The following is an 18,443-nucleotide window of genomic DNA, read 5'->3' as shown; positions in this document are numbered from 1 at the left end:
CGCCCGTGACGCCGAACGCGGGGGCCGGGAATGCCGGCCACCTCGAATGTAGGCCGAGCGGGGCGGCGCGTCCACCCGTCGTGCCCGCTCCTGGGGTGCTACGAGACAATGAACGGGTGACCCCGTCTCCCGCTCCGGCCTCGGCCGCTCTCTTCGACCGCGCCCGTGCGGTGACCCCGGGCGGGGTGAACTCGCCGGTGCGTGCGTTCAACGCGGTGGGGGGCACACCGCGCTTCATCCGGTCGGCCCGCGGCGCGTGGCTGACCGACGTCGACGGCCGTGAGTACGTCGACCTGATCTGCTCCTGGGGGCCGATGCTGCTGGGTCACGCCCACCCCGACGTGATGGCGGCGGTCTCGGCCGCGGTCGCCCGCGGGACGTCGTACGGCACCCCGACGGAGCCCGAGGTCGAGCTCGCCGAGGAGATCGTCGACCGGACGCCCGTCGAGGCGGTGCGCTTCGTCTCCTCCGGCACCGAGGCGACGATGTCGGCGATCCGGCTGGCCCGCGGCTTCACCGGCCGCGACGTGATCGTGAAGTTCGCCGGCTGCTACCACGGCCACGTCGACTCGCTGCTGGCCTCGGCCGGGTCGGGCGTCGCCACCCACCACGAGTTCGCGGTGCCCGGCAGCCCCGGCGTCCCGGCGTCCTCGACGGAGCTGACGCTCGTGCTGCCCTACAACGACCGGGCCGCCGTGAAGGCCGCGTTCGCCGAGCACGGCCCGCGCATCGCGGCCCTGATCACCGAGGCGGTGCCCGGCAACATGGGCGTGGTGCCGCCCGAGCCGGGGTTCAACGAGTTCCTCGCTCTCACCTGCCGCGAGGCCGGCGCGCTCTTCGTCTCCGACGAGGTGATGACCGGCTTCCGCGCCACCCGGCAGGGCGGCTGGGGCCTCGACGGCGCCCACGAGGGGTGGACCCCCGACCTGATGACCTTCGGCAAGGTGATGGGCGGAGGCTTCCCGGCCGCCGCGTTCGGCGGCCGCCGCGACGTGATGTCCCGGCTCTCGCCGGAGGGACCGGTCTACCAGGCCGGCACACTGTCGGGGAACCCCGTCGCCACCACGGCCGGGCTGGCCACCCTGCGCCTGGCCACCGACGACGTCTACGCCCACATCGACGCCGCCGGCACGACGATCCGGCAGGCCGCCTCCGACGCGCTCGCAGCGGCCGGCGTACCCCACGTCGTCCAAGCCGCGGGCACGATGTTCTCGGTGTTCTTCACCGGCTCGCCGGTGCGCTGCTTCGACGACGCCGCCACCCAGGACACCGCGGCGTTCGCGGCGTTTTTCCACGCCATGCTCGACGCGGGGGTCTACCTCCCGCCGTCGGCGTACGAGGCGTGGTTCCTCTCCTCGGCCCACGACGACCGCGCCGTGCAGACGGTGCTCGACGCCCTGCCGGCCGCCGCCCGCGCGGCGGCTGCGGTCACCTCCCAGGAAGGACGCTGATGGCCACGCTCGAGAAGACCATCGTGCACCTGCTCCGGCACGGCGAGGTGCACAACCCCGACGGCGTGCTCTACGGGCGTCGCCCGGGCTTCCACCTCTCCGACCTGGGCCACACGATGGCCCAGCGCATCGCCGACTCGATCGGCGACCGCGACATCGTGCACCTGCGCGTCTCCCCGCTGGAGCGGGCGCAGGAGACGGCCGCACCCCTCGCCGAGCGTCGCGGGCTGTCGATCGTCACCGACGACCGGGTCATCGAGTCGGTCAACCGGTTCGAGGGGCTCAACTTCGGCGAGGGCGCGATGACGATCATCAAGCGGCCCCGGCTGTGGCGGCACCTGTACAACCCGTTCAAGCCGTCGTGGGGCGAGCCGTACGACGTGATGGCGGCGCGGATGATGGCGGCCGTGCACGCGGCCCGCGACGCCGCCAGGGGCCACGAGGCGGTCGTCGTGTCGCACCAGCTGCCGATCTGGACCACGCGGCTGCACGTGGAGAAGCGTCGCTACCTGCACCACCCGCGCAGCCGCCAGTGCACCCTCTGCTCGCTCACGTCGCTGCACTTCACCGGCGACACGCTCTCGCAGGTCAGCTACTCCGAGCCGGCCGGTGACCTCATCCCGGTCAAGGACAAGTCCGCCCCCTTCTCCGCCGGTGGCGCTCCCGACCCGAAGCGTCCCTCATGACCCGCACCGTCACGCTGGTGCCGGCCGTCCTGCTGGCCCTCCTGCTGGGCCTCCTGTCGGCACTGACCGGCTGCACGTCGGTGTCCGGCACCGGCGGCAAGGGCTACATCACCGGTGACGGCACCGTCAGCCAGGTCGACCGTGCCGACCGGGGCGACCCCGTCGAGCTCGCCGGCTCCGACCTCGACGGCAACGAGGTCGACCTCGACGACCTGCGCGGCAAGGTCGTGGTCATCAACGTCTGGGGCTCGTGGTGCCCTCCGTGCCGGGCCGAGGTTCCCGACCTGGTGGCGGCGGCGGAGCAGACCGCCGACGTCGCGTCGTACCTCGGGATCAACATCCGCGACTCCAACCAGGCCCAGGCCCAGAGCTTCGCGCGCAACAACGGCATCGAGTTCCCCTCGATCTACTCCCCGGACAACAAGGCGCTGCTGGCCTTCTACCGGACGCTCACGCCGCGCTCCATCCCCGCGACCGTGGTGCTCGACCGGAAGGGCCGGGTCGCCGCGTCCGTGCTCGGCCGGCTCCCCTCGACCCAGACCCTCACCGACCTCGTCGACGAGGTGGCCACCGAAGATGGGTGAGTGGTTCTCCGGGCAGGCGGCCTCCGGTTCCCTCCTGCTGGCGCTGCCGGTCGCTCTCGTCGCCGGCCTCGTCTCGTTCTTCTCGCCCTGCGTGATCCCGCTGCTGCCCGGCTACCTCTCCTACGCCACCGGCCTCTCCGGTGCCGACCTGGCCGGGGGTGAGGCGGACCGGCACCGCGGCCGGATGCTGCTCGGCTCGGTGCTGTTCGTGCTCGGCTTCTCCGCCGTGTTCGTCGCGATCGGCACGCTGTCGGGTGCCCTGGGCTACTGGCTGATCGACTACCAGCGCCAGATCACCGTCGTGCTCGGCTCGCTCACGATCGTGCTCGGGCTGGCGTTCGCCGGCCTGGTGCCGGGGCTGCAGCGCGACTGGCGGGTCCACCAGGTGCCGTCGGTGGGCCTCGCCGCCGCGCCCCTGCTGGGCATCCTGTTCGGCCTCGGCTGGACACCGTGCATCGGCCCGACGCTGGGCGTGATCAGCAGCCTCTCCATCAACGAGGCCACCGCGGGCCGGGGCGCCCTGCTCTCGAGCGTCTACGCGCTGGGGCTCGGCATCCCGTTCGTCGTGGCGGGGCTCGCCTACCGGCGCGCGCTCGGTGCGTTCGCGTGGGTACGCCGCCACCAGGTCTGGGTGATGCGCATCGGGGGCCTCATGCTCGTCGTCGTCGGCATCCTGCTCGTCACCGGCTGGTGGGGCGACCTGGTCACCTGGCTGCAGGTCAACCTCATCCTCGGAACAGAGGCACCCGTATGAGCGACCCCGCCCGCGGCGCCGACCCCGGTCGGCGCCCCAGTGAGCTGACCCTGCGGGAGACCCTGCGCTGGGCCTGGCGCCAGCTCACCTCCATGCGGACCGCGCTGATCCTGCTGCTGCTGCTCGCGCTGGCGGCGGTGCCCGGGTCGGTCATCCCGCAGTCGGACGTCGACTCCCTGAAGACCTCCCGCTGGCAGGACGCGCACCCGACGCTGACCCCGATCTACGAGAAGATCGGGCTGTTCTCGGTCTACGACTCCCCGTGGTTCGCCGCGATCTACCTGCTCCTGATGATCTCCCTGATCGGCTGCATCATCCCGCGCTCCTTCGTCTACTGGCGGGCCATGCGGGCCCGGCCGCCCAAGGCGCCACGGCACCTCGAGCGGCTCCCGCACCAGGCGTCGTACACGACGGGTGAGGGGGTCGACGACGTGGTCGCGCGGGCGGCGAAGGTGCTGCGCAAGCGCCGCTTCCGGGTCGATGCCGCCGAGGGCGTGGTGGCCGCCGAGCGGGGCTACCTGCGCGAGGCAGGGAACCTGCTGTTCCACATCTCGGTCGTCGTGGTGCTCGTGGGGTTCGGGGTGGGCAGCCTGTTCGGCTACAAGGGCGGCACGATCGTCGTCGTCGGCAACGGCTTCGCCAACGACGTGCGCAGCTACGACGACTTCCTGCCGGGCAGCCTGTTCCGCCCGGAGTGGATGGAGCCCTTCTCGTTCGACGTGACCGACTTCGACGTCGACTGGCTGACGAGCGGGCCACGCAAGGGGATGGCGCAGAAGTTCGTCTCGCACCTGACCTACCGCGAGTCGCCCGACGCCCCGGACAAGACCTACGACCTCAAGGTCAACCACCCGCTGAGCATCGGTGACACCGAGGTGTTCCTGATCGGCCACGGCTACGCCCCGGTCATCACGATCACCGACGGCAACGGCGACGTCACCTACAGCGGGCCGACGGTGTTCCTGCCCACCGACCAGACGTTCCAGTCCTTCGGGGTCGTGCGGGCGGCCGACGCCCGGCCGACGCAGATCGGGCTGGAGGGCGAGCTCTACCCCACCTTCGCGTTCACGCCAGGCAAGCAGGGCGGGCCCTACTCCGCCTTCGGCGACGCGCTCGACCCGTTGCTGTCGATGCAGGTCTACACAGGGGACCTGAGCATGGACACCGGTGCCGCCCAGTCGGTCTACGTCCTCGACAAGTCCCGGGCCCACCTCGTCACCAAGCCCGACGGGTCGATGTTCCGGCTCGACATGAGGATCGGCGACACGGTGAAGCTGCCGGACGGCGCCGGGTCGGTCACCTTCGACAAGCTGGAGCGCTGGAACAAGATCCAGATCAGCCGTACGCCGGGCAAGCTCGTCGCCCTGGCGGGGGTGAGCCTGGCGCTGCTCGGGCTGCTCGGCTCGCTGTTCATCCGCCCGCGGCGGGTCTGGATTCGTGTCCGGCGCGAGGGTGTGCAGACACTGGTCCAGCTTGGCGGCCTGGACCGTACCGACGGTGGCGACGTTGCCGAGGAGCTCACCGACATCATGGAAGCCATCAAGGAGGACGCGTGAGCGACCAGTCCTGGGAGACCCTCAGCAACCAGGCGGTGGCCGTCGCCGGCGTCGTCTACTTCCTCGCACTGCTGTGCCACCTCGGTCAGTGGGCCGCGCTGCGCAGGCTGCCGGCCGACACCGAGGTGACGACCGGCCGGACCGCGATGCTCGGGCGGCTCGGCGTACTCCTCACCGTGATCGCCGTCGCGGTGCACTTCGTCGGGCTCGTCGGCCGGGGCATGGCCGCCGACCCCAACCGGGTGCCCTGGGGCAACATGTACGAGTTCACGGTGTCGGGCAGCTTCTTCGTCGCGCTCTTCTACCTGGTGCTCTACCGCCGGTTCCGGCTGGAGTGGATGGCCCCGATCGTCGTCGGCTTCGTCGTGAGCGTGCTGATGGCCGCCGTGATCTGGCTCTACGACCCCGTCGCCCCGCTGACCGAGGCGCTCTACTCGCCGTGGCTGGTCATCCACGTCGTGTCGGCGGTGGTCGCGACCGGTGCGTTCACCCTCGGCGGCATCGCGTCGCTGCTCTACCTGCTGAAGTCACGCAGCAAGCACCAGGACCGGGCCACCGGCTACCTCGCGCGGGTGCCCGACCTGCGTGGGCTGGACCGCATCTCCTACCGGATGCACGCCTTCGGCTTCCCGGTGTGGACGTTCGCGGTGCTGATCACCGGCCCGATCTGGGCGCACCAGGCGTGGAGCTCCTACTGGAACTGGGACCCCAAGGAGGTCTGGGCGTTCATCACCTGGGTCGTCTACGCGGCGTACCTGCACGCCCGCACCACCGCGGGCTGGCGCGGCCGCAACGCCGCGTGGGTGGCGGTGCTCGGGCTGGCCACGCTGTGGTTCAACTTCATCGGGATCAACTACTTCTCCACGACGTCCCAGCACTCGTACGCCGAGGGCGCGGCGCCGATCTCGCCGCCCTCGAGCGTCGTGGCTCAGGTGGAGTCCGGTTCGTCCCTCTGACGCTTCTTCCGGTTCTTCCGGTCGAGGTCGCGCAGGAAGTCTGGGTCGTCGTCGGGGGAGGCGGGCCGCTGCGGCTTGCGCGGCTTCCGTGAGCGCTGGGGCATGCCCTGCACGCCTCGCCGTTCGATCACGCGGACCAGCAAGTACACCGCGAGAGCGACGATGAAGACGATCAGCAGGAACTTCAGCACCCCACCAATGTATGTCGTGTCTGGTGAGGATGGGGTCTCCCCTTCGGCTCCACCGAGCGCGGGGTGGGCGGCACCGCCTAGGCTGGTGGGGTGAAGGAGTTCGTCGTCTACACCGCCATGCGCCTCGTCGTGTTCGTCGCGTCCCTGCTCGTCGTGATCGGCGTGTGGTCGCTCGTGTCCGGCCAGGACAGCGTCAACGCCGTCTGGTCGGTGGTCCTCGCGTTCATCGTCTCCGGCATCGCGTCGTACTTCCTGCTCAACCGCCAGCGCGAGGCCTTCGCCCGCCGGGTCGAGCTGCGCGCGCAGCGCGCCACCTCCGCCTTCGAGGCGCGCCGGGGGCGCGAGGACGCGGAGTAGGGGCTTTGCGGTCGCGATACCCGGGTACCCGGGTATCGCGACGCTTCACGGGGGTTGCAACCCTCGTAAGGCGCACGAACGCCCCGTGAAGCTCGGGCTGGTGTGGAGGTTTTCCACAGGTTCGACGACGGCCAGGTGCCGGGCGACGGCCATCTGGGCACGGTGGAGCCCATGAACGCTGATCTCGTGGATCTGACAGACGCGGTCTTCCTACGGCGCGAGGCAGTGGCCGAGGGGTACAGCGACCGTGCCATTCGCGCCCTCGTTCGTGGTGGTGTGTGGCATCGGGTGCGCCGCGGTGCCTACTGCTCCGGCGAGATGTGGCGCTCGCTCTCGGACGCCGACCAGCATCGCGTCCTGTGCAGGGCTGTGCTGCGTGCGTCGCACCCCACGACGGTCCTGAGCCACCATTCGGCGGCGATCGAGCTGGGAGTGCCGGTCTGGAACGCCAACCTTCTCGAGGTGCACGTCACCCGCACGGACGGTCAGACCGGGCGACGAGAGGCGAACGTCGTGAGGCACTGCGGCGTGCTTCCCGACGATCACGTCGTCGAGCTGCGAGATGTGCGCGTGACGATGGCGTCCCGGGTCGCGGTCGAGATGACGACGGTCTCGTCCGTCGAGTCAGCTCTGGTCGTCGTCAACGGGTTGTTGAACGCCGGAGCCACCACGGTGGACGAGGTCACGGCACTCGCCTCGGATCTCCGGTTCTGGCCGCACAGCTTGTCCGCCGAGATCGTGATGCGCCTGGCTGACCCACGTATCGAGTCTGTAGGGGAGTCGCGCACTCTCTTCATGTGCTGGGGCCAGCACCTGCCGCGGCCCACTCCGCAGGTCAAGGTGTACGACGAGCACGGCGCACTCTTTGCACGACTCGACTTCGCCTGGCCGCAGTACGGCGTGTTCCTCGAGTTCGACGGGCGCGAGAAGTATCAGAGGTTCAGGCTCGAGGGCGAGACCCTCGATGAGTTCCTCATGCGGGAGAAGCGACGCGAGGAGCGCGTCTGCCTCTTGACTGGGTGGGTGTGCATCCGCATCACGTGGGCGGATCTGGCGCGGCCGGCGACGACCGCTGGGCGCATCCGACGCTTGCTCGCACGACGTACTCCTCGGGGAGCATGACAGCGAAACTTCGCGGGGCGTCCTGACGCTTCACGGGGGTTGCAACCCCCGCTAGGCGACGGGATACCCGGGTACCCGGGTATCCCAACAGCACGCTCACGGCACCAGCAGGAACACCACCACGAGCGCGGCCCACCACAGCTGGGCGAGGCCGGTCTGGGCGAGCACGGGGATGAGTGCGGGGCCGCTGGCGCCGCCGAGCACGGCGCGCACGGGTGGGAGGACGATGACCAGGAACGCCAGCGCGCCCAGCACCCACCACGTCGTGGCAGCGGCGATAGCGACGATCGCGAAGGCGGCGGCGAGGACGAGCAGCAGGTAGAGGTAGCGGGTGCGCCGCTCTCCGAGGCGTACGGCGAGGGTCCGCTTGCCGGCCTCGACGTCGGTGTGGATGTCGCGCAGGTTGTTGGCCACCAGGATCGCGCAGGCGAGAGCGCCGACACCGACGCCGGCGTAGAGCGCGGGCCAGAGCCAGGCCTCGGTCTGGACGTAGGCCGTGCCGACCACCGCGACCAGGCCGAAGAACACGAACACCATGACCTCGCCGAGGCCGAGGTAGCCGTAGGGCCTCGAGCCGCCGGTATAGAACCAGGCGGCGAGGACGCACGCGAGGCCCACGGCGACCAGCCACCAGGCCGTGGTGGCGGCGAGCGCCAGGCCCGCGGCGGCGGCGACCGCGAAGGCCAGGAAGGCCGCGGTCTTCACGGCCCGAGGGGTGGCCGCTGCAGATCCGACGAGTCGCATCGGGCCCACCCGAGCGTCGTCGGTCCCGCGGATCCCGTCGGAGTAATCGTTGGCGTAGTTGACGCCCACCTGCAGGGCCAGGCTGACGACCAGGGCGAGCAGCGCCTTCCACCACACCAGCCCGTCGGTGTACGTCGCAACGCCGGTGCCCGCGAGCACGGGGGCGATCGCGGCGGGCAGGGTGCGCGGGCGCGCCCCGGCGATCCAGTCGGCGGTGGTGGTCACCGGGGTATCCAATCAGGCGGGTGGCGCCGCCTTCGCAGGCGGCTTCGCCCGGGCAAGGTGGCCCTCGGCGGCTCACGCCGACGGATGGATGTCGACCGTCGCGAGGACGACGATGCCGGCGATCACCAGCCAACCCGGGAGTCGTGAGGTCATCGCGGGGGATTCTTCCACTGCGACTAGCGTGCCTCGCGTGACTTTCCTGCGCCCGCCCGACGACCCGGCGGCTGCTGTCGCGGCGCTGACGCGCTGGCTCGGCGCCGACGACCCCGAGCGGCTGCTCATCACCACGTCGGGCTCCACCGGCACCCCCAAGCGCGTGGTGTTGACGCGCGACGCCGTGCTCGCCTCCGTGACCGCCTCGACCCGCCGGCTCGGCCACGCGGGTCGGTGGGCGCTGGTCCTGCCGTCGTCGTACGTCGCGGGCGTCCAGGTCGTGGTCCGCTCGCTGGTCGCCGGGCACGAGCCGGCGCTCGACGGCTGGGGCGACGCGGAGCTCACCTCGCTCGTGCCCACCCAGCTGCACCGGCTGCTCGACTCGCCCGACGACGTCGCCGCGCTGCGCGGCATGCACACGATCCTGCTGGGGGGCGGCCCGATCGACCCGGCGCTGCGCAGCCGTGCCGAGGACGCAGGACTGCGCCTCGTCGCGACGTACGGCGCGAGCGAGACCGCGGGCGGCTGCGTGTACGACGGGCTGCCGCTCGACGGCGTGGCGGTGGCCGTCGGCACCGACTCGCGGGTTCGGATCGGAGGCCCGACGCTCTTCTCCGGGTACGACGGCGACCCGGCGCTCACGGCCGAGACCCTGGTCGACGGGTGGTACCTCACCAGCGACGCCGGCCGACTCGACGAGGACGGTCGGCTCCAGGTGCTCGGCCGGCTCGACGACGTGGTGATCAGCGGGGGCGTCAACGTGCCGCTGCCAGCCGTCGCCGCCCGGCTGCGCGCGCACCCCCGCGTGGGCAGCTGCGAGGTGCTGGGCGTCGACGACGTCGAGTGGGGCCAGCGCGTGGTCGCCTTCGTCACGGGAGGGATCGAGCTCGACGAGGCCCGCGACTGGGTGTCCGCCGAGCACCCGCGGTCGTGGGCGCCGCGGCAGGTCGTCGTACTCGATGCGCTGCCGCTGCTCGGCAACGGCAAGGTCGACCGGGTCGCCCTCAGAGAGATAGCACTGCGGGAGCTCGCATGAACGTCTTCTCTATCCCGATGCGGACCCGCTTCCGCGGCATCACCGTCCGCGAGGGGGTGCTGCTGCGCGGGGAGGGCGGCGGGTGGGGGGAGTGGAGCCCCTTCCTGGAGTACTCGCCCGAGGTCGCCGAGCCGTGGCTGCGCTGCGCCGAGGAGGCTGCGGCCGGTGACTGGCCGACGGCCGTGCGCGACCGGGTGCCGGTCAACGTCACCGTCCCGGCGGTCGACGCGGTCCGCGCTCACCAGATCGTCACGGCCGGTGGCTGCCGGACCGCGAAGGTCAAGGTGGCCGAGCCGGGCCAGACCCTCGCCGACGACCAGGCCCGCGTCGAGGCGGTGCGCGATGCGCTCGGCCCGGCCGGCAAGGTCCGCATCGACGTCAACGGTCTCTGGTCGCTCGACCAGGCCGTGTCGTCGATCCCGGTGCTCGACCGCGCCGCGGGTGGGCTGGAGTACGTCGAGCAGCCGTGCGCCGACGTGGAGGACCTCGCCCGGGTCCGCCGTCGCGTGGACGTGCCGATCGCCGCCGACGAGTCGATCCGCCGGGCGACCGATCCCTACCGGGTCCGGGACCTCGAGGCCGCCGACATCGCGGTGCTCAAGGTGCAGCCGCTCGGCGGGGTGCGGGCGTGCCTGCGGATCGCCGAGGACATCGGGCTCCCGGTCGTCGTCTCCTCCGCGCTCGAGACGTCGGTCGGCATCGCCGCCGGTGTGGCGCTGGCCGCCGCGCTCCCGAGCCTCGAGCACGCGTGCGGCCTGGCGACCGTGCAGCTCTTCCACGAGGACGTGGTCGTCGAGCCGCTGCTGCCCGTCGACGGCTGGCTGCCGGTGACGGTCCCGGTGGTCGACGAGAAGGCGCTGGCCCGGCTCGCCGCCGCTGCCGACCGACGAGTGCACTGGGAGCACCGCCTCAGCGAGGTGCGCGGCGTACGGCAGGATCGCCCCTCGTGAGCAACCCGTCGACCGATCTCGCCCGGGGCATCGTCGCCACCCTCGTCGAGGCCGGCGTCACCGACGTCGTCGTCGCCCCGGGCTCGCGCAACGCACCGCTGTCGTTCGCGGTGTACGCCGCCGCCGAGGCCGGTCGGCTCCGGCTGCACTCGCGTCTCGACGAGCGCTCGGCCGGGTTCGTGGCCCTCGGCCTGAGCAAGGTCGGCGCCCGGGCCGCGGTGTTGTGCACGTCGGGCACGGCGGTCGCCAACCTCCACCCCGCGGTGCTCGAGGCGGCGCACGCGGCGGTCGGCCTGATCGCCGTGACCGCCGACCGGCCGGCCTCGCTGCGCGGCACCAACGCCAACCAGACGACCGACCAGGTGGGCGTCTTCGGGCCGCTGGTGCGGACGCAGGACCTCGCGGCCGGGTCCGGGGACTTCGAGCTTGCCGACGACGCGCCGACGCACCTCAACGTGCAGCTCGACGACCCGCTGCTGCCCGACGACGACGAGGGCGGCTGGCTGCCCGAGGTGCCGGCGGCGCGCGAGCGCCGGTGGCCGAAGTACGGCGACGGCACCCCGATCCCGGCCGGGCCGCTCACCGTCGTGGTGGCCGGCGACGACGCCGGACCGCCCGCACGGGTGCTGGCGGAGCGGGCCGGGTGGCCGCTGTTCGCCGAGCCGTCCAGCGGCTCGCGCACCGGCGAGAGCGCCCTGCGCTGCTACCGGCTCCTGCTCGACGGTGAGCTCGGCGGCCGTATCGAGCGCGTCGTCGTCTACGGTCACCCAACGCTGTCGCGCCCGGTCACCCGGCTGCTAGCTCGCTCGGACGTCGAGGTGTGGGCCCAGCGCTCACCTGGGGTCTGGGCCGAGCGGCCGTTCGAGGTCGACGTCGAGTTCGACGCGCTCGCCTGCGATCCGGGGGAGCCCGGGTGGATCGGCGAGTGGCACGCGGCCGATGCCTCGGTCGCCACCCAGCTCGACGCGCTGCTGGCCGCCGAGCCCGACCTCACGCCGTACGAGGTGCTGGGGGCTGTAGCCACGGCCCTGCCGCCCGGCGGACTGCTCGTGGTCGGCGCCTCCAGCCCGATCCGCGACCTCGACCTGATGGTGCCGAGGTACGCCGTCGGCGCCCGACGCAAGGTCGTCGCGAACCGCGGGCTGGCCGGCATCGACGGCACGATCTCCACTGCGATCGGGGCGGCGCTGGGCCGGCCGTCGGACCGGGCCTTCGCCGTGATGGGTGACGTGACCTTCCTGCACGACGCCAGCGGGCTGTTCCTGGGGCCGGCCGAGGAGCGGCCCGACCTGACCATCGTGGTCGTCAACGACGACGGCGGCTCGATCTTCGCGATGCTCGAGCAGGGCGACGCGGCGTACGCCGGTGCCTACGACCGCCTCTTCGGCACCCCGCACCACGTCGACCTGGCCGCGCTGTGCGCCGCGAGCGGGACCCCGCACTGGCGCGTCGAGTCGCTGCCCGAGCTCGAGCAGGCGCTGGCCTCACCCAACGGCGGCATCGAGATCGTCGAGGTGCGGGTGCGCCGCGACAACCGCCGCGACCTCGACGCCAGGATCCGCGCGCTGGTGCCGTAGAGGTCTCGAGGCTCGCGAGCTCGCACCTGGCAGAGTGGCCGCGTGACCGCACCGATCCAGCGCGCCGACGTCGCAGTCATCGGCGGCACCGGCTTCTACTCCTTCCTCGACGACGCCAGCGAGCACCGGATCAGGACGCCGTACGGCGACCCGTCGGCGTCCGTCGCGATCGGCACCGTGGCCGGTCGCAGTGTGGCGTTCCTGCCGCGCCACGGGCCGCACCACGAGCACCCGCCGCACGCGATCAACTACCGCGCGAACCTGTGGGCGCTGCGCTCTCTGGGCGTGCGTCAGGTGCTCGCGCCCTGCGCCGTCGGCGGCCTGAGCACGCGCGTCGAGCCGGGCGACATCGTCGTGCCGGACCAGCTGGTCGACCGCACGCATCGCCGGGTCTCGTCGTACGTCGAGACGGGCGCGGTGCACCTCCCCTTCGCCGACCCCTACTGCCCCGGTGTGAGCGGTGCCCTGGCCACGGCCGGTGCCGACATCACCCCTGGCGGGACCATGGTCGTCATCGAGGGTCCGCGCTTCTCCACGCGGGCGGAGTCGCGCCACTACGCCGACCAGGGCTGGGACCTCATCAACATGACCGGTGCGCCCGAGGCGATGCTGGCCCGCGAGATGCGCCAGTGCTACGCCGCGATCGCGCTGGTCACCGACATGGACGCCGGTGCCGAGTCGGGCCAGGGCGTCGGGCAGGAGGAGGTCTTCGCGATGTTCAAGCAGAACCTCGACAGGCTCGGCGGCATCCTCCGCACCGCGATCGAGGCGCTGCCCGACCCGGACGGCTGCGCGTGCTCCACCTGGGCCGACGGCGTCGAGCTGACCTACGCGGTGCCGTCGAGCCTTGCGGGGTCGTGACGCACATGATCCCCCGTCCGGCTGGGCATCATGGCCCCATGACCCAGACCGACACGCAGTCCCTCTCCTCCACGCCCGGCGTCGTCCCGTACGTCGAGTGGCACACCGGGCCGCGACGTACCGTCACCGTCGGTCTCACGACCGGCAACTCGATCGTGGCCAGCAGGTACCGCCCGATCGTGAGCATCGACGGCCGGCAGTACGTCGTCGTGTGGGGTCCGGTGACCTTCGAGGTCCCGGCCGACCGCAACGTGCACCTGAGCGTGCACCTCGAGGGCGACATCGTGGGCCAGGTCGCCTCGGTGCTGCTTCCGCCGTCGCCCGAGAACCTGCGCTTCAGGTACGAGACGCACTACAAGTCCGGTGTCGGGTCCCTGGCCCCCGACCGCGCCGGCCCAGCATGACCAGGCCGGGAGCGATCTGGGCAAGCGTGATCAAGGCGCAGCCGCGACGACGCGACACCCTCATCCCATGAGCGTTGCCACCGACACCTTCGCCGGGTTCGTCGACCACCTGACCGAGGCGCTCGCCTCGACCGGGTCCGACGACGCCGCGATCGCCCCCGGTCCGGAGTGGGCGGCCCGGCTGGGCTTCTCCCGGTTCCACTTCGACCGGATGATCCGCTCGGTCGCGGGCGAGCCGCCGACGGCCTTCCGCCGGCGCATCCTCCTCGAGCGGGCGGCGTACCGGATGATCACCACCACCGCGCCGCTGATCGACATCGCCGTGGAGGCGGGCTACGGCTCCCACGAGGCGTTCACGCGGGCCTTCGCCAAGGCGTACGGCGTCCCGCCGGCGTCGTGGCGGCGCAAGCCGGGACACATCCAGATCGAGGCGCCGAGCGACGTCCACTTCCACCCACCCGGCAGCCTGCGGCTGCCCGCGCGAGACGAGGTCACTGCCATGGAACTGATGACGAAGATGGTCGAGCACCACATCTGGCTGACCGGCGAGATGATCCGGCTGGCCGAGCGACTGAGCGAGGAGCAGCTCGACGAGCCCATCGAGGTCAGCGTCGACGACGATCGGCAGACCATCCGCTCGCTGCTGTCACGGCTGGTCGGGCAGATGGGCATGTGGAACGCCGCGATGGCCTCCCGCGACTACGACTGGTCGGTCGAGGAGCACGAGTCGCTGTCGTCGCTGCGGCAGCGGCTGGCGGCCGAGGGGCCGACGTACCTCGCCCACGTGCGCGACGTCGTCGACTCCGCCCGGCTGGACGACACGTTCGTGGACGCGCTGTGCGAGCCCGCCGAGGTCTTCACCTACGGCGGGATGATCGCGCACGTGCTGACCTTCGCCGCCCACCGGCGCACCCTGGTGGTGCTGGCGTTCGGCAAGCACGGGGTCGATGAGCTCGGCTGGGGCGATCCGATGCTGTGGGTGGCGGAGCCCGCCTGAGCTGAGCGGTGGTCGCCTGCGGTCAGGGTCGCCGACGTCCGGCACACTGGCTCGGTGGAGATCGCATTCTTGCTCGTCGCCCTGGCAGTCGTCGTCCTCACCGGCACGGCGGTGGCGAGCCGACTCTCCCTCCCGGCACCCCTGCTCCTGATCGCCGTCGGCATCGCCGGGTCCTTCCTGCCGATGCTGCCCGAGATCCAGCTCGGCCCGGAGGTCGTGCTCCTGGGCCTGCTGCCGCCGCTGCTCTACGCCGCCGCCGTACAGACCTCGCTGGTCGACTTCAACGCGAACCGGCGGGTGATCCTCCTGCTCTCGGTGGGGCTGGTGGTCTTCACCACCACCGGCGTCGCCGTCCTGGTGCACGCCCTCCTGCCCGACCTCAGCTGGCCCGCCGCCTTCGCGATCGGGGCCGTCGTCGCGCCGCCGGACGCGGTGGCCGCCACGGCGATCGGGCGCAACATCGGCCTGCCGCGCAGGATCGTCACGGTCCTCGAGGGCGAGTCCCTGATGAACGACGCGACGGCCCTGGTCGCGCTGCGCACCGCGATCGGGGCCGGCGCGGGCGGGGTGGCGGCCTTCGAGGTGGCGGAGGACTTCATCAGAGCGGCGGTCGGCGGGGTCCTCATCGGGTTCGTCTTCTTCTACGTCGTCGCCCGCATGCGCAAGCGGGTGGAGGACCCGGTGCTGGACACGGCCATCTCGTTCGTCGTGCCGTTCGCCGCCTACATCAGCGCCGAGCGCGTGCACGCCTCCGGTGTGGTCTCGGTGGTGGTCGCGGGTCTGCTGCTGGGCCACAAGGCGCCGATCGTGCAGACCGCGCAGAGCCGGATCGCCGAGCGGATGAACTGGCGCACCGTCTCCTTCATGCTCGAGAACGCCGTCTTCCTGCTCATCGGCCTCCAAGCGCGCTGGATCATCGACGACGTCAGCATCGGCGGGGTCTCGTGGGGCCGGGTGGGAGTCGTCTCCGGTGCCACCCTGGTCGCGGTGATCGTGCTGCGGATGGCATGGGTCTTCCCGGCCCGGCTCCTCCTCGTGCGCCCGGGGCCGGACCGCTACGACGCCCGGCCACCGTGGACCTACACCTTCATCCTCGGCTGGGCCGGCATGCGTGGCGTGGTGACGCTGGCCGCCGCCTTCGTCATCCCCTCCGACGTCGAGCACCGCGAGGTCCTGCTGCTCGTCGCCTTCACCGTGGTGGCCGGCACCCTGTTCATCCAGGGGCTGTCCCTCCCGTGGCTGGCCAGGCGCCTCGACGTACCCGCGCCCGATCCCGCCTCCGACGCCCTGGCCCGCGCGACCCTGCTGCAGCAGGCGTCCAAGGCGGGGTTCGAAAAGCTCGAGCATCTCGAGTACGACGACCCGCACGACGTCGTCGGCCTGATCCGCCAGCGCATCGACCAACGGAACTTCGCCGCCTGGGAGCGGCTGTCGACGACGTCCGAGATCGAGGCGCCGAGCGAGCTGTACGCCCGCGTGCGCCTGGCGATGATCGAGGCCGAGCGCGAGCGCGTGCTGGAGATCCGCTCCGGCGGGACCGTCGCCTCCGAGGTGGTCGCTGACGTCTTGTCGATGCTCGACATCGAGGAGTCGATGCTGGACGTCGCCACCGAGGAGCGCAGCGACCGCAGGAACCTGCCGGGAGGCGGCATCCACGACGAGGAGTGCCCCGAGCTCGTGGCCTACCCGTCGGTCGAGACCGAGCCCGAGCCCATGTGCGCCCAGTGCCTGATCGACGGGACCAGGTGGGTCGCGCTGCGCCAGTGCCTGGAGTGCGGCGAGATCGGCTGCTGCGACTCGTCGCCCGGCCAGCACGCCACCGCCCACTTCCACGAGTCGGCACATCCGGTGATGGAGACCGCCGAGCAGGGCGAGGAGTGGCGGTGGTGCTACGTGCACCACCAGACCGCCTGACCATGAGCCTGGCCGAGCACGCGCCCACGTCGTCGCGCCTGACGTTCCGCCGGATGCGGCCGGACGACCTGGACGACATGGCGCGCCTGCTGGGGGATCCCACAGTGATGACGCATTACCCACGGCCGAAGACGCGGGCCGAGGCCCTGGACTGGATCCGGTGGAACGAGGCCAACTATGCGCGTGACGGGTTCGGGCTGTGGATCCTGCACGACGGCACGGGCGCATTCGTGGGGGACTGTGGCCTGACCTGGCAGCAGGTCGACGGTGAGGAGCACCTCGAGGTCGGCTACCACCTCCTGCCGGCCTTCCAGGGCCGCGGGCTCGCCACCGAGGCGGCGGCCGCGTGCCGCGACCTCGCGCGGGCCCGGGGGATCGGCCGACTGATCGCGATCACGCGCCCCGACAACGTCCCCTCCCAGCGCGTGGCGGAGAGGATCGGCCTCACCTTCGAGCGCGAGACGGTGAGCCACGGCGGGGTGCGCGTCCACGTCCACGGCGCCGCCCTCTGAGGCTCGAGCGACGGCGGCAGAATGCGACATCGCGCCGCACCCGAGGGTGCGACGCGATGTCGCTGTGGTGCGAGGTGTTGCTCCGCTGAGCCGGGGCTCAGGACTGCCAGATGCGCACCCAGTCGACGTACGAGTGCTGGGGGAGCTTGCTGTCCGAGCCGATGTTCGGGATCTCGTAGTCCGAGCTGAGCAGGGACAGGATCGGGAACTCGGGCTGGTTGGAGATGCCCTTCGTGCTGCGGTAGGTCTCCTTGCCGTCGATGCGGAAGATGTAGGCGCTGGGCGTCCACTCGACGGAGAAGACGTGGTAGGCCTTGAACCAGTCGTCCTTCTTGTTGGCCAGGAACTTCTCGGAGTCCTTGATCCAGTCACCGGTCTTGATCAGCTTGCCCTTGCTGTCGCGGTGGTAGGTGAAGCTGGTGAGACCGCCCTGGGCGGCACCCTTGCCGAACCACTCGATGACGTCGATCTCCGCGCCACCCGGAACCTCGGTGTCGGGCTGCAGCCAGAAGCTGGCGTGCTGGCCGCGCATCTTCTGGAACTTCATGCGCGCGGCGGCAAAGCCGTACTTGAAGGAGACCTGGTCCTCAGTCGAGATGTGGCCGTTGAGGCGGTAGGCGTACTTGCCGAGGACCCGGCCGTCCTGCTTGGCGGTGCACAGGTCGGAGCGGGTGGGGTCCTTGATGACGCTGAGGCGCACGGTGCCACCGCCGACGCGGACGGCCTCGGGGCCGCCCTTCGAGCAGGCGCGGAAGCCCTCCGGGTTGTAGTCGGGGATCCGGTGGGACCACTGGGTGCCCAGGGTCGTGCCGTCGAAGCCGTCGGAGAAGAGGGGGGTGATCCACTTCGCGTTGCTCACCGGCTTGGTGGCGACCTTGCCGACCTTGGCGCGCAGCGTGACGGGCTTGCCGCTGCGGGTGGCGGCGGTGTTGAAGTTCGCCACGCCCTTCTTGCTGGTGACGGCCTTGCCGGCCTTCTTCCAGGCCGAACCGGCCTTCACCTGCAGGAGCACCTTGGTGCCCGGGCGTTGCGGCTTCACCTTGACGGTGACGGCGGCCCTGGCGGAGCCCGGGCTGGCGGCCTTCTTGCCGTACTGGCTGATCTGCGGCATCACCTGGATGGCGACGCGGGTCTTGGCCTTCTGGGCCTGGGCCTTGGTGGCCAGGGATGACGGTGCGGGGGGCTCCGTCTCGGAGTTGGCTTGCGAGGCCAGGAGCAGCGAGGCGGGCATCAAGAGTGCGGCCATGCTCCCGACGATGAGTCGGCGTCCAGACATGAATGAGTCCTGTTCGGGCGTTGGGTGATGGTCAGGCCGCCAGCCCCATGAACCAGTGGCGGCGACGCGTTCCACCATAACCGCCCGGCCGGTTTCCCTTTGCTTCACCGGCCGGAGTCGGCCGAAAGTTGGTCCGA

19 protein-coding genes are annotated in these 18,443 nt (G+C 71.4%); 16 read left to right on the top strand and 3 right to left on the bottom strand.

Annotated elements, in window-relative coordinates:
- Positions 1-116 precede the first annotated feature (116 nt).
- The 6 genes from hemL to ccsB are packed head-to-tail and all read left to right on the top strand — an operon-like array spanning position 117 to position 5,987.
- Complete coding sequence (hemL, locus tag ACP7BP_RS03745; RefSeq protein WP_426242623.1) at positions 117-1,451, top strand: glutamate-1-semialdehyde 2,1-aminomutase; 1,335 nt, start codon at positions 117-119, stop codon at positions 1,449-1,451.
- Positions 1,451-2,137 carry a histidine phosphatase family protein gene (locus ACP7BP_RS03740; RefSeq protein WP_426242621.1) on the top strand — a complete coding sequence of 229 codons (687 nt, stop codon included), beginning with the start codon at positions 1,451-1,453 and terminating at the stop codon, positions 2,135-2,137. The genes hemL and ACP7BP_RS03740 overlap by 1 nt, the downstream gene beginning before the upstream one ends.
- Positions 2,134-2,721, top strand: a complete 588-nt coding sequence (locus ACP7BP_RS03735; protein ID WP_426242619.1) for a TlpA family protein disulfide reductase — start codon at positions 2,134-2,136, stop codon at positions 2,719-2,721. Before ACP7BP_RS03740 ends, ACP7BP_RS03735 begins: the two co-directional genes overlap by 4 nt.
- Positions 2,714-3,475 carry a cytochrome c biogenesis CcdA family protein gene (locus ACP7BP_RS03730; protein ID WP_426242617.1) on the top strand — a complete coding sequence of 254 codons (762 nt, stop codon included), beginning with the start codon at positions 2,714-2,716 and terminating at the stop codon, positions 3,473-3,475. The genes ACP7BP_RS03735 and ACP7BP_RS03730 overlap by 8 nt, the downstream gene beginning before the upstream one ends.
- Positions 3,472-5,031, top strand: coding sequence for a cytochrome c biogenesis protein ResB (gene resB, locus ACP7BP_RS03725; protein WP_426242615.1), 1,560 nt, complete (start codon positions 3,472-3,474; stop codon positions 5,029-5,031). Before ACP7BP_RS03730 ends, resB begins: the two co-directional genes overlap by 4 nt.
- Positions 5,028-5,987 (top strand): c-type cytochrome biogenesis protein CcsB, encoded by a 960-nt coding sequence (gene ccsB / locus ACP7BP_RS03720; protein ID WP_426242613.1) that lies wholly within the window; start codon positions 5,028-5,030, stop codon positions 5,985-5,987. Before resB ends, ccsB begins: the two co-directional genes overlap by 4 nt.
- Here the strand turns inward: ccsB and ACP7BP_RS03715 are convergent.
- On the bottom strand, positions 5,960-6,178 hold the full coding sequence (locus ACP7BP_RS03715; protein WP_426242611.1) for a hypothetical protein: 219 nt from the start codon (positions 6,176-6,178) through the stop codon (positions 5,960-5,962). The genes ccsB and ACP7BP_RS03715 overlap by 28 nt on opposite strands.
- A gap of 90 nt (positions 6,179-6,268) precedes the next feature.
- On the opposite strand from ACP7BP_RS03715, the gene ACP7BP_RS03710 reads away from it, so the two are divergent.
- Both ACP7BP_RS03710 and ACP7BP_RS03705 read left to right on the top strand, forming a co-directional pair.
- Positions 6,269-6,535 (top strand): DUF4229 domain-containing protein, encoded by a 267-nt coding sequence (locus tag ACP7BP_RS03710; RefSeq protein WP_426242609.1) that lies wholly within the window; start codon positions 6,269-6,271, stop codon positions 6,533-6,535.
- A gap of 186 nt (positions 6,536-6,721) precedes the next feature.
- Entirely contained in the window at positions 6,722-7,657 is a 936-nt protein-coding gene (locus tag ACP7BP_RS03705) for a hypothetical protein (protein WP_426242607.1), read from the top strand.
- A 96-nt stretch (positions 7,658-7,753) separates the two neighbouring features.
- Here ACP7BP_RS03705 and ACP7BP_RS03700 read toward each other — a convergent pair whose 3' ends face one another.
- Entirely contained in the window at positions 7,754-8,626 is an 873-nt protein-coding gene (locus ACP7BP_RS03700) for a 1,4-dihydroxy-2-naphthoate polyprenyltransferase (RefSeq protein WP_426242605.1), read from the bottom strand.
- A 190-nt stretch (positions 8,627-8,816) separates the two neighbouring features.
- Between ACP7BP_RS03700 and ACP7BP_RS03695 the strand changes: the two genes are divergently transcribed.
- The 8 genes from ACP7BP_RS03695 to ACP7BP_RS03660 all read left to right on the top strand — a co-directional run bounded on the left by ACP7BP_RS03695 (position 8,817) and on the right by ACP7BP_RS03660 (position 17,030).
- Positions 8,817-9,815: an AMP-binding protein gene (locus ACP7BP_RS03695; RefSeq protein WP_426242603.1), complete on the top strand. Its 999-nt coding sequence runs from the start codon at positions 8,817-8,819 to the stop codon at positions 9,813-9,815.
- On the top strand, positions 9,812-10,765 hold the full coding sequence (locus ACP7BP_RS03690; protein WP_426242599.1) for an o-succinylbenzoate synthase: 954 nt from the start codon (positions 9,812-9,814) through the stop codon (positions 10,763-10,765). Before ACP7BP_RS03695 ends, ACP7BP_RS03690 begins: the two co-directional genes overlap by 4 nt.
- Positions 10,762-12,342, top strand: coding sequence for a 2-succinyl-5-enolpyruvyl-6-hydroxy-3-cyclohexene-1-carboxylic-acid synthase (gene menD / locus ACP7BP_RS03685; protein WP_426242597.1), 1,581 nt, complete (start codon positions 10,762-10,764; stop codon positions 12,340-12,342). Before ACP7BP_RS03690 ends, menD begins: the two co-directional genes overlap by 4 nt.
- Before the next feature lie 42 nt (positions 12,343-12,384).
- The gene (locus ACP7BP_RS03680; RefSeq protein ID WP_426242595.1) at positions 12,385-13,203 is read left to right on the top strand and encodes an S-methyl-5'-thioadenosine phosphorylase; all 819 of its coding nucleotides are present in this window, start codon (positions 12,385-12,387) and stop codon (positions 13,201-13,203) included.
- A gap of 38 nt (positions 13,204-13,241) precedes the next feature.
- Positions 13,242-13,607 (top strand): hypothetical protein, encoded by a 366-nt coding sequence (locus tag ACP7BP_RS03675; protein ID WP_426242593.1) that lies wholly within the window; start codon positions 13,242-13,244, stop codon positions 13,605-13,607.
- 67 nt (positions 13,608-13,674) lie between these two features.
- A complete protein-coding gene (locus ACP7BP_RS03670) occupies positions 13,675-14,604 on the top strand; it encodes a helix-turn-helix domain-containing protein (protein ID WP_426242592.1) in 930 nt (309 codons plus the stop codon).
- Between the two features lie 54 nt (positions 14,605-14,658).
- Positions 14,659-16,518, top strand: a complete 1,860-nt coding sequence (locus ACP7BP_RS03665; protein WP_426242590.1) for a Na+/H+ antiporter — start codon at positions 14,659-14,661, stop codon at positions 16,516-16,518.
- A complete protein-coding gene (locus tag ACP7BP_RS03660) occupies positions 16,488-17,030 on the top strand; it encodes a GNAT family N-acetyltransferase (protein WP_426242589.1) in 543 nt (180 codons plus the stop codon). Before ACP7BP_RS03665 ends, ACP7BP_RS03660 begins: the two co-directional genes overlap by 31 nt.
- Positions 17,031-17,127: 97 nt before the next feature.
- Here ACP7BP_RS03660 and ACP7BP_RS03655 read toward each other — a convergent pair whose 3' ends face one another.
- On the bottom strand, positions 17,128-18,276 hold the full coding sequence (locus ACP7BP_RS03655) for a glycoside hydrolase family 16 protein (RefSeq protein WP_426242587.1): 1,149 nt from the start codon (positions 18,274-18,276) through the stop codon (positions 17,128-17,130).
- Positions 18,277-18,443 lie beyond the last annotated feature (167 nt).

It is taken from the genome of Nocardioides sp. LHG3406-4, assembly GCF_049897745.1.
Taxonomy (GTDB): Bacteria; Actinomycetota; Actinomycetes; order Propionibacteriales; family Nocardioidaceae; genus Nocardioides.
Note: the sequence above shows the minus strand (reverse complement) of the source record. Positions and strands in the feature narration are given on the sequence as shown.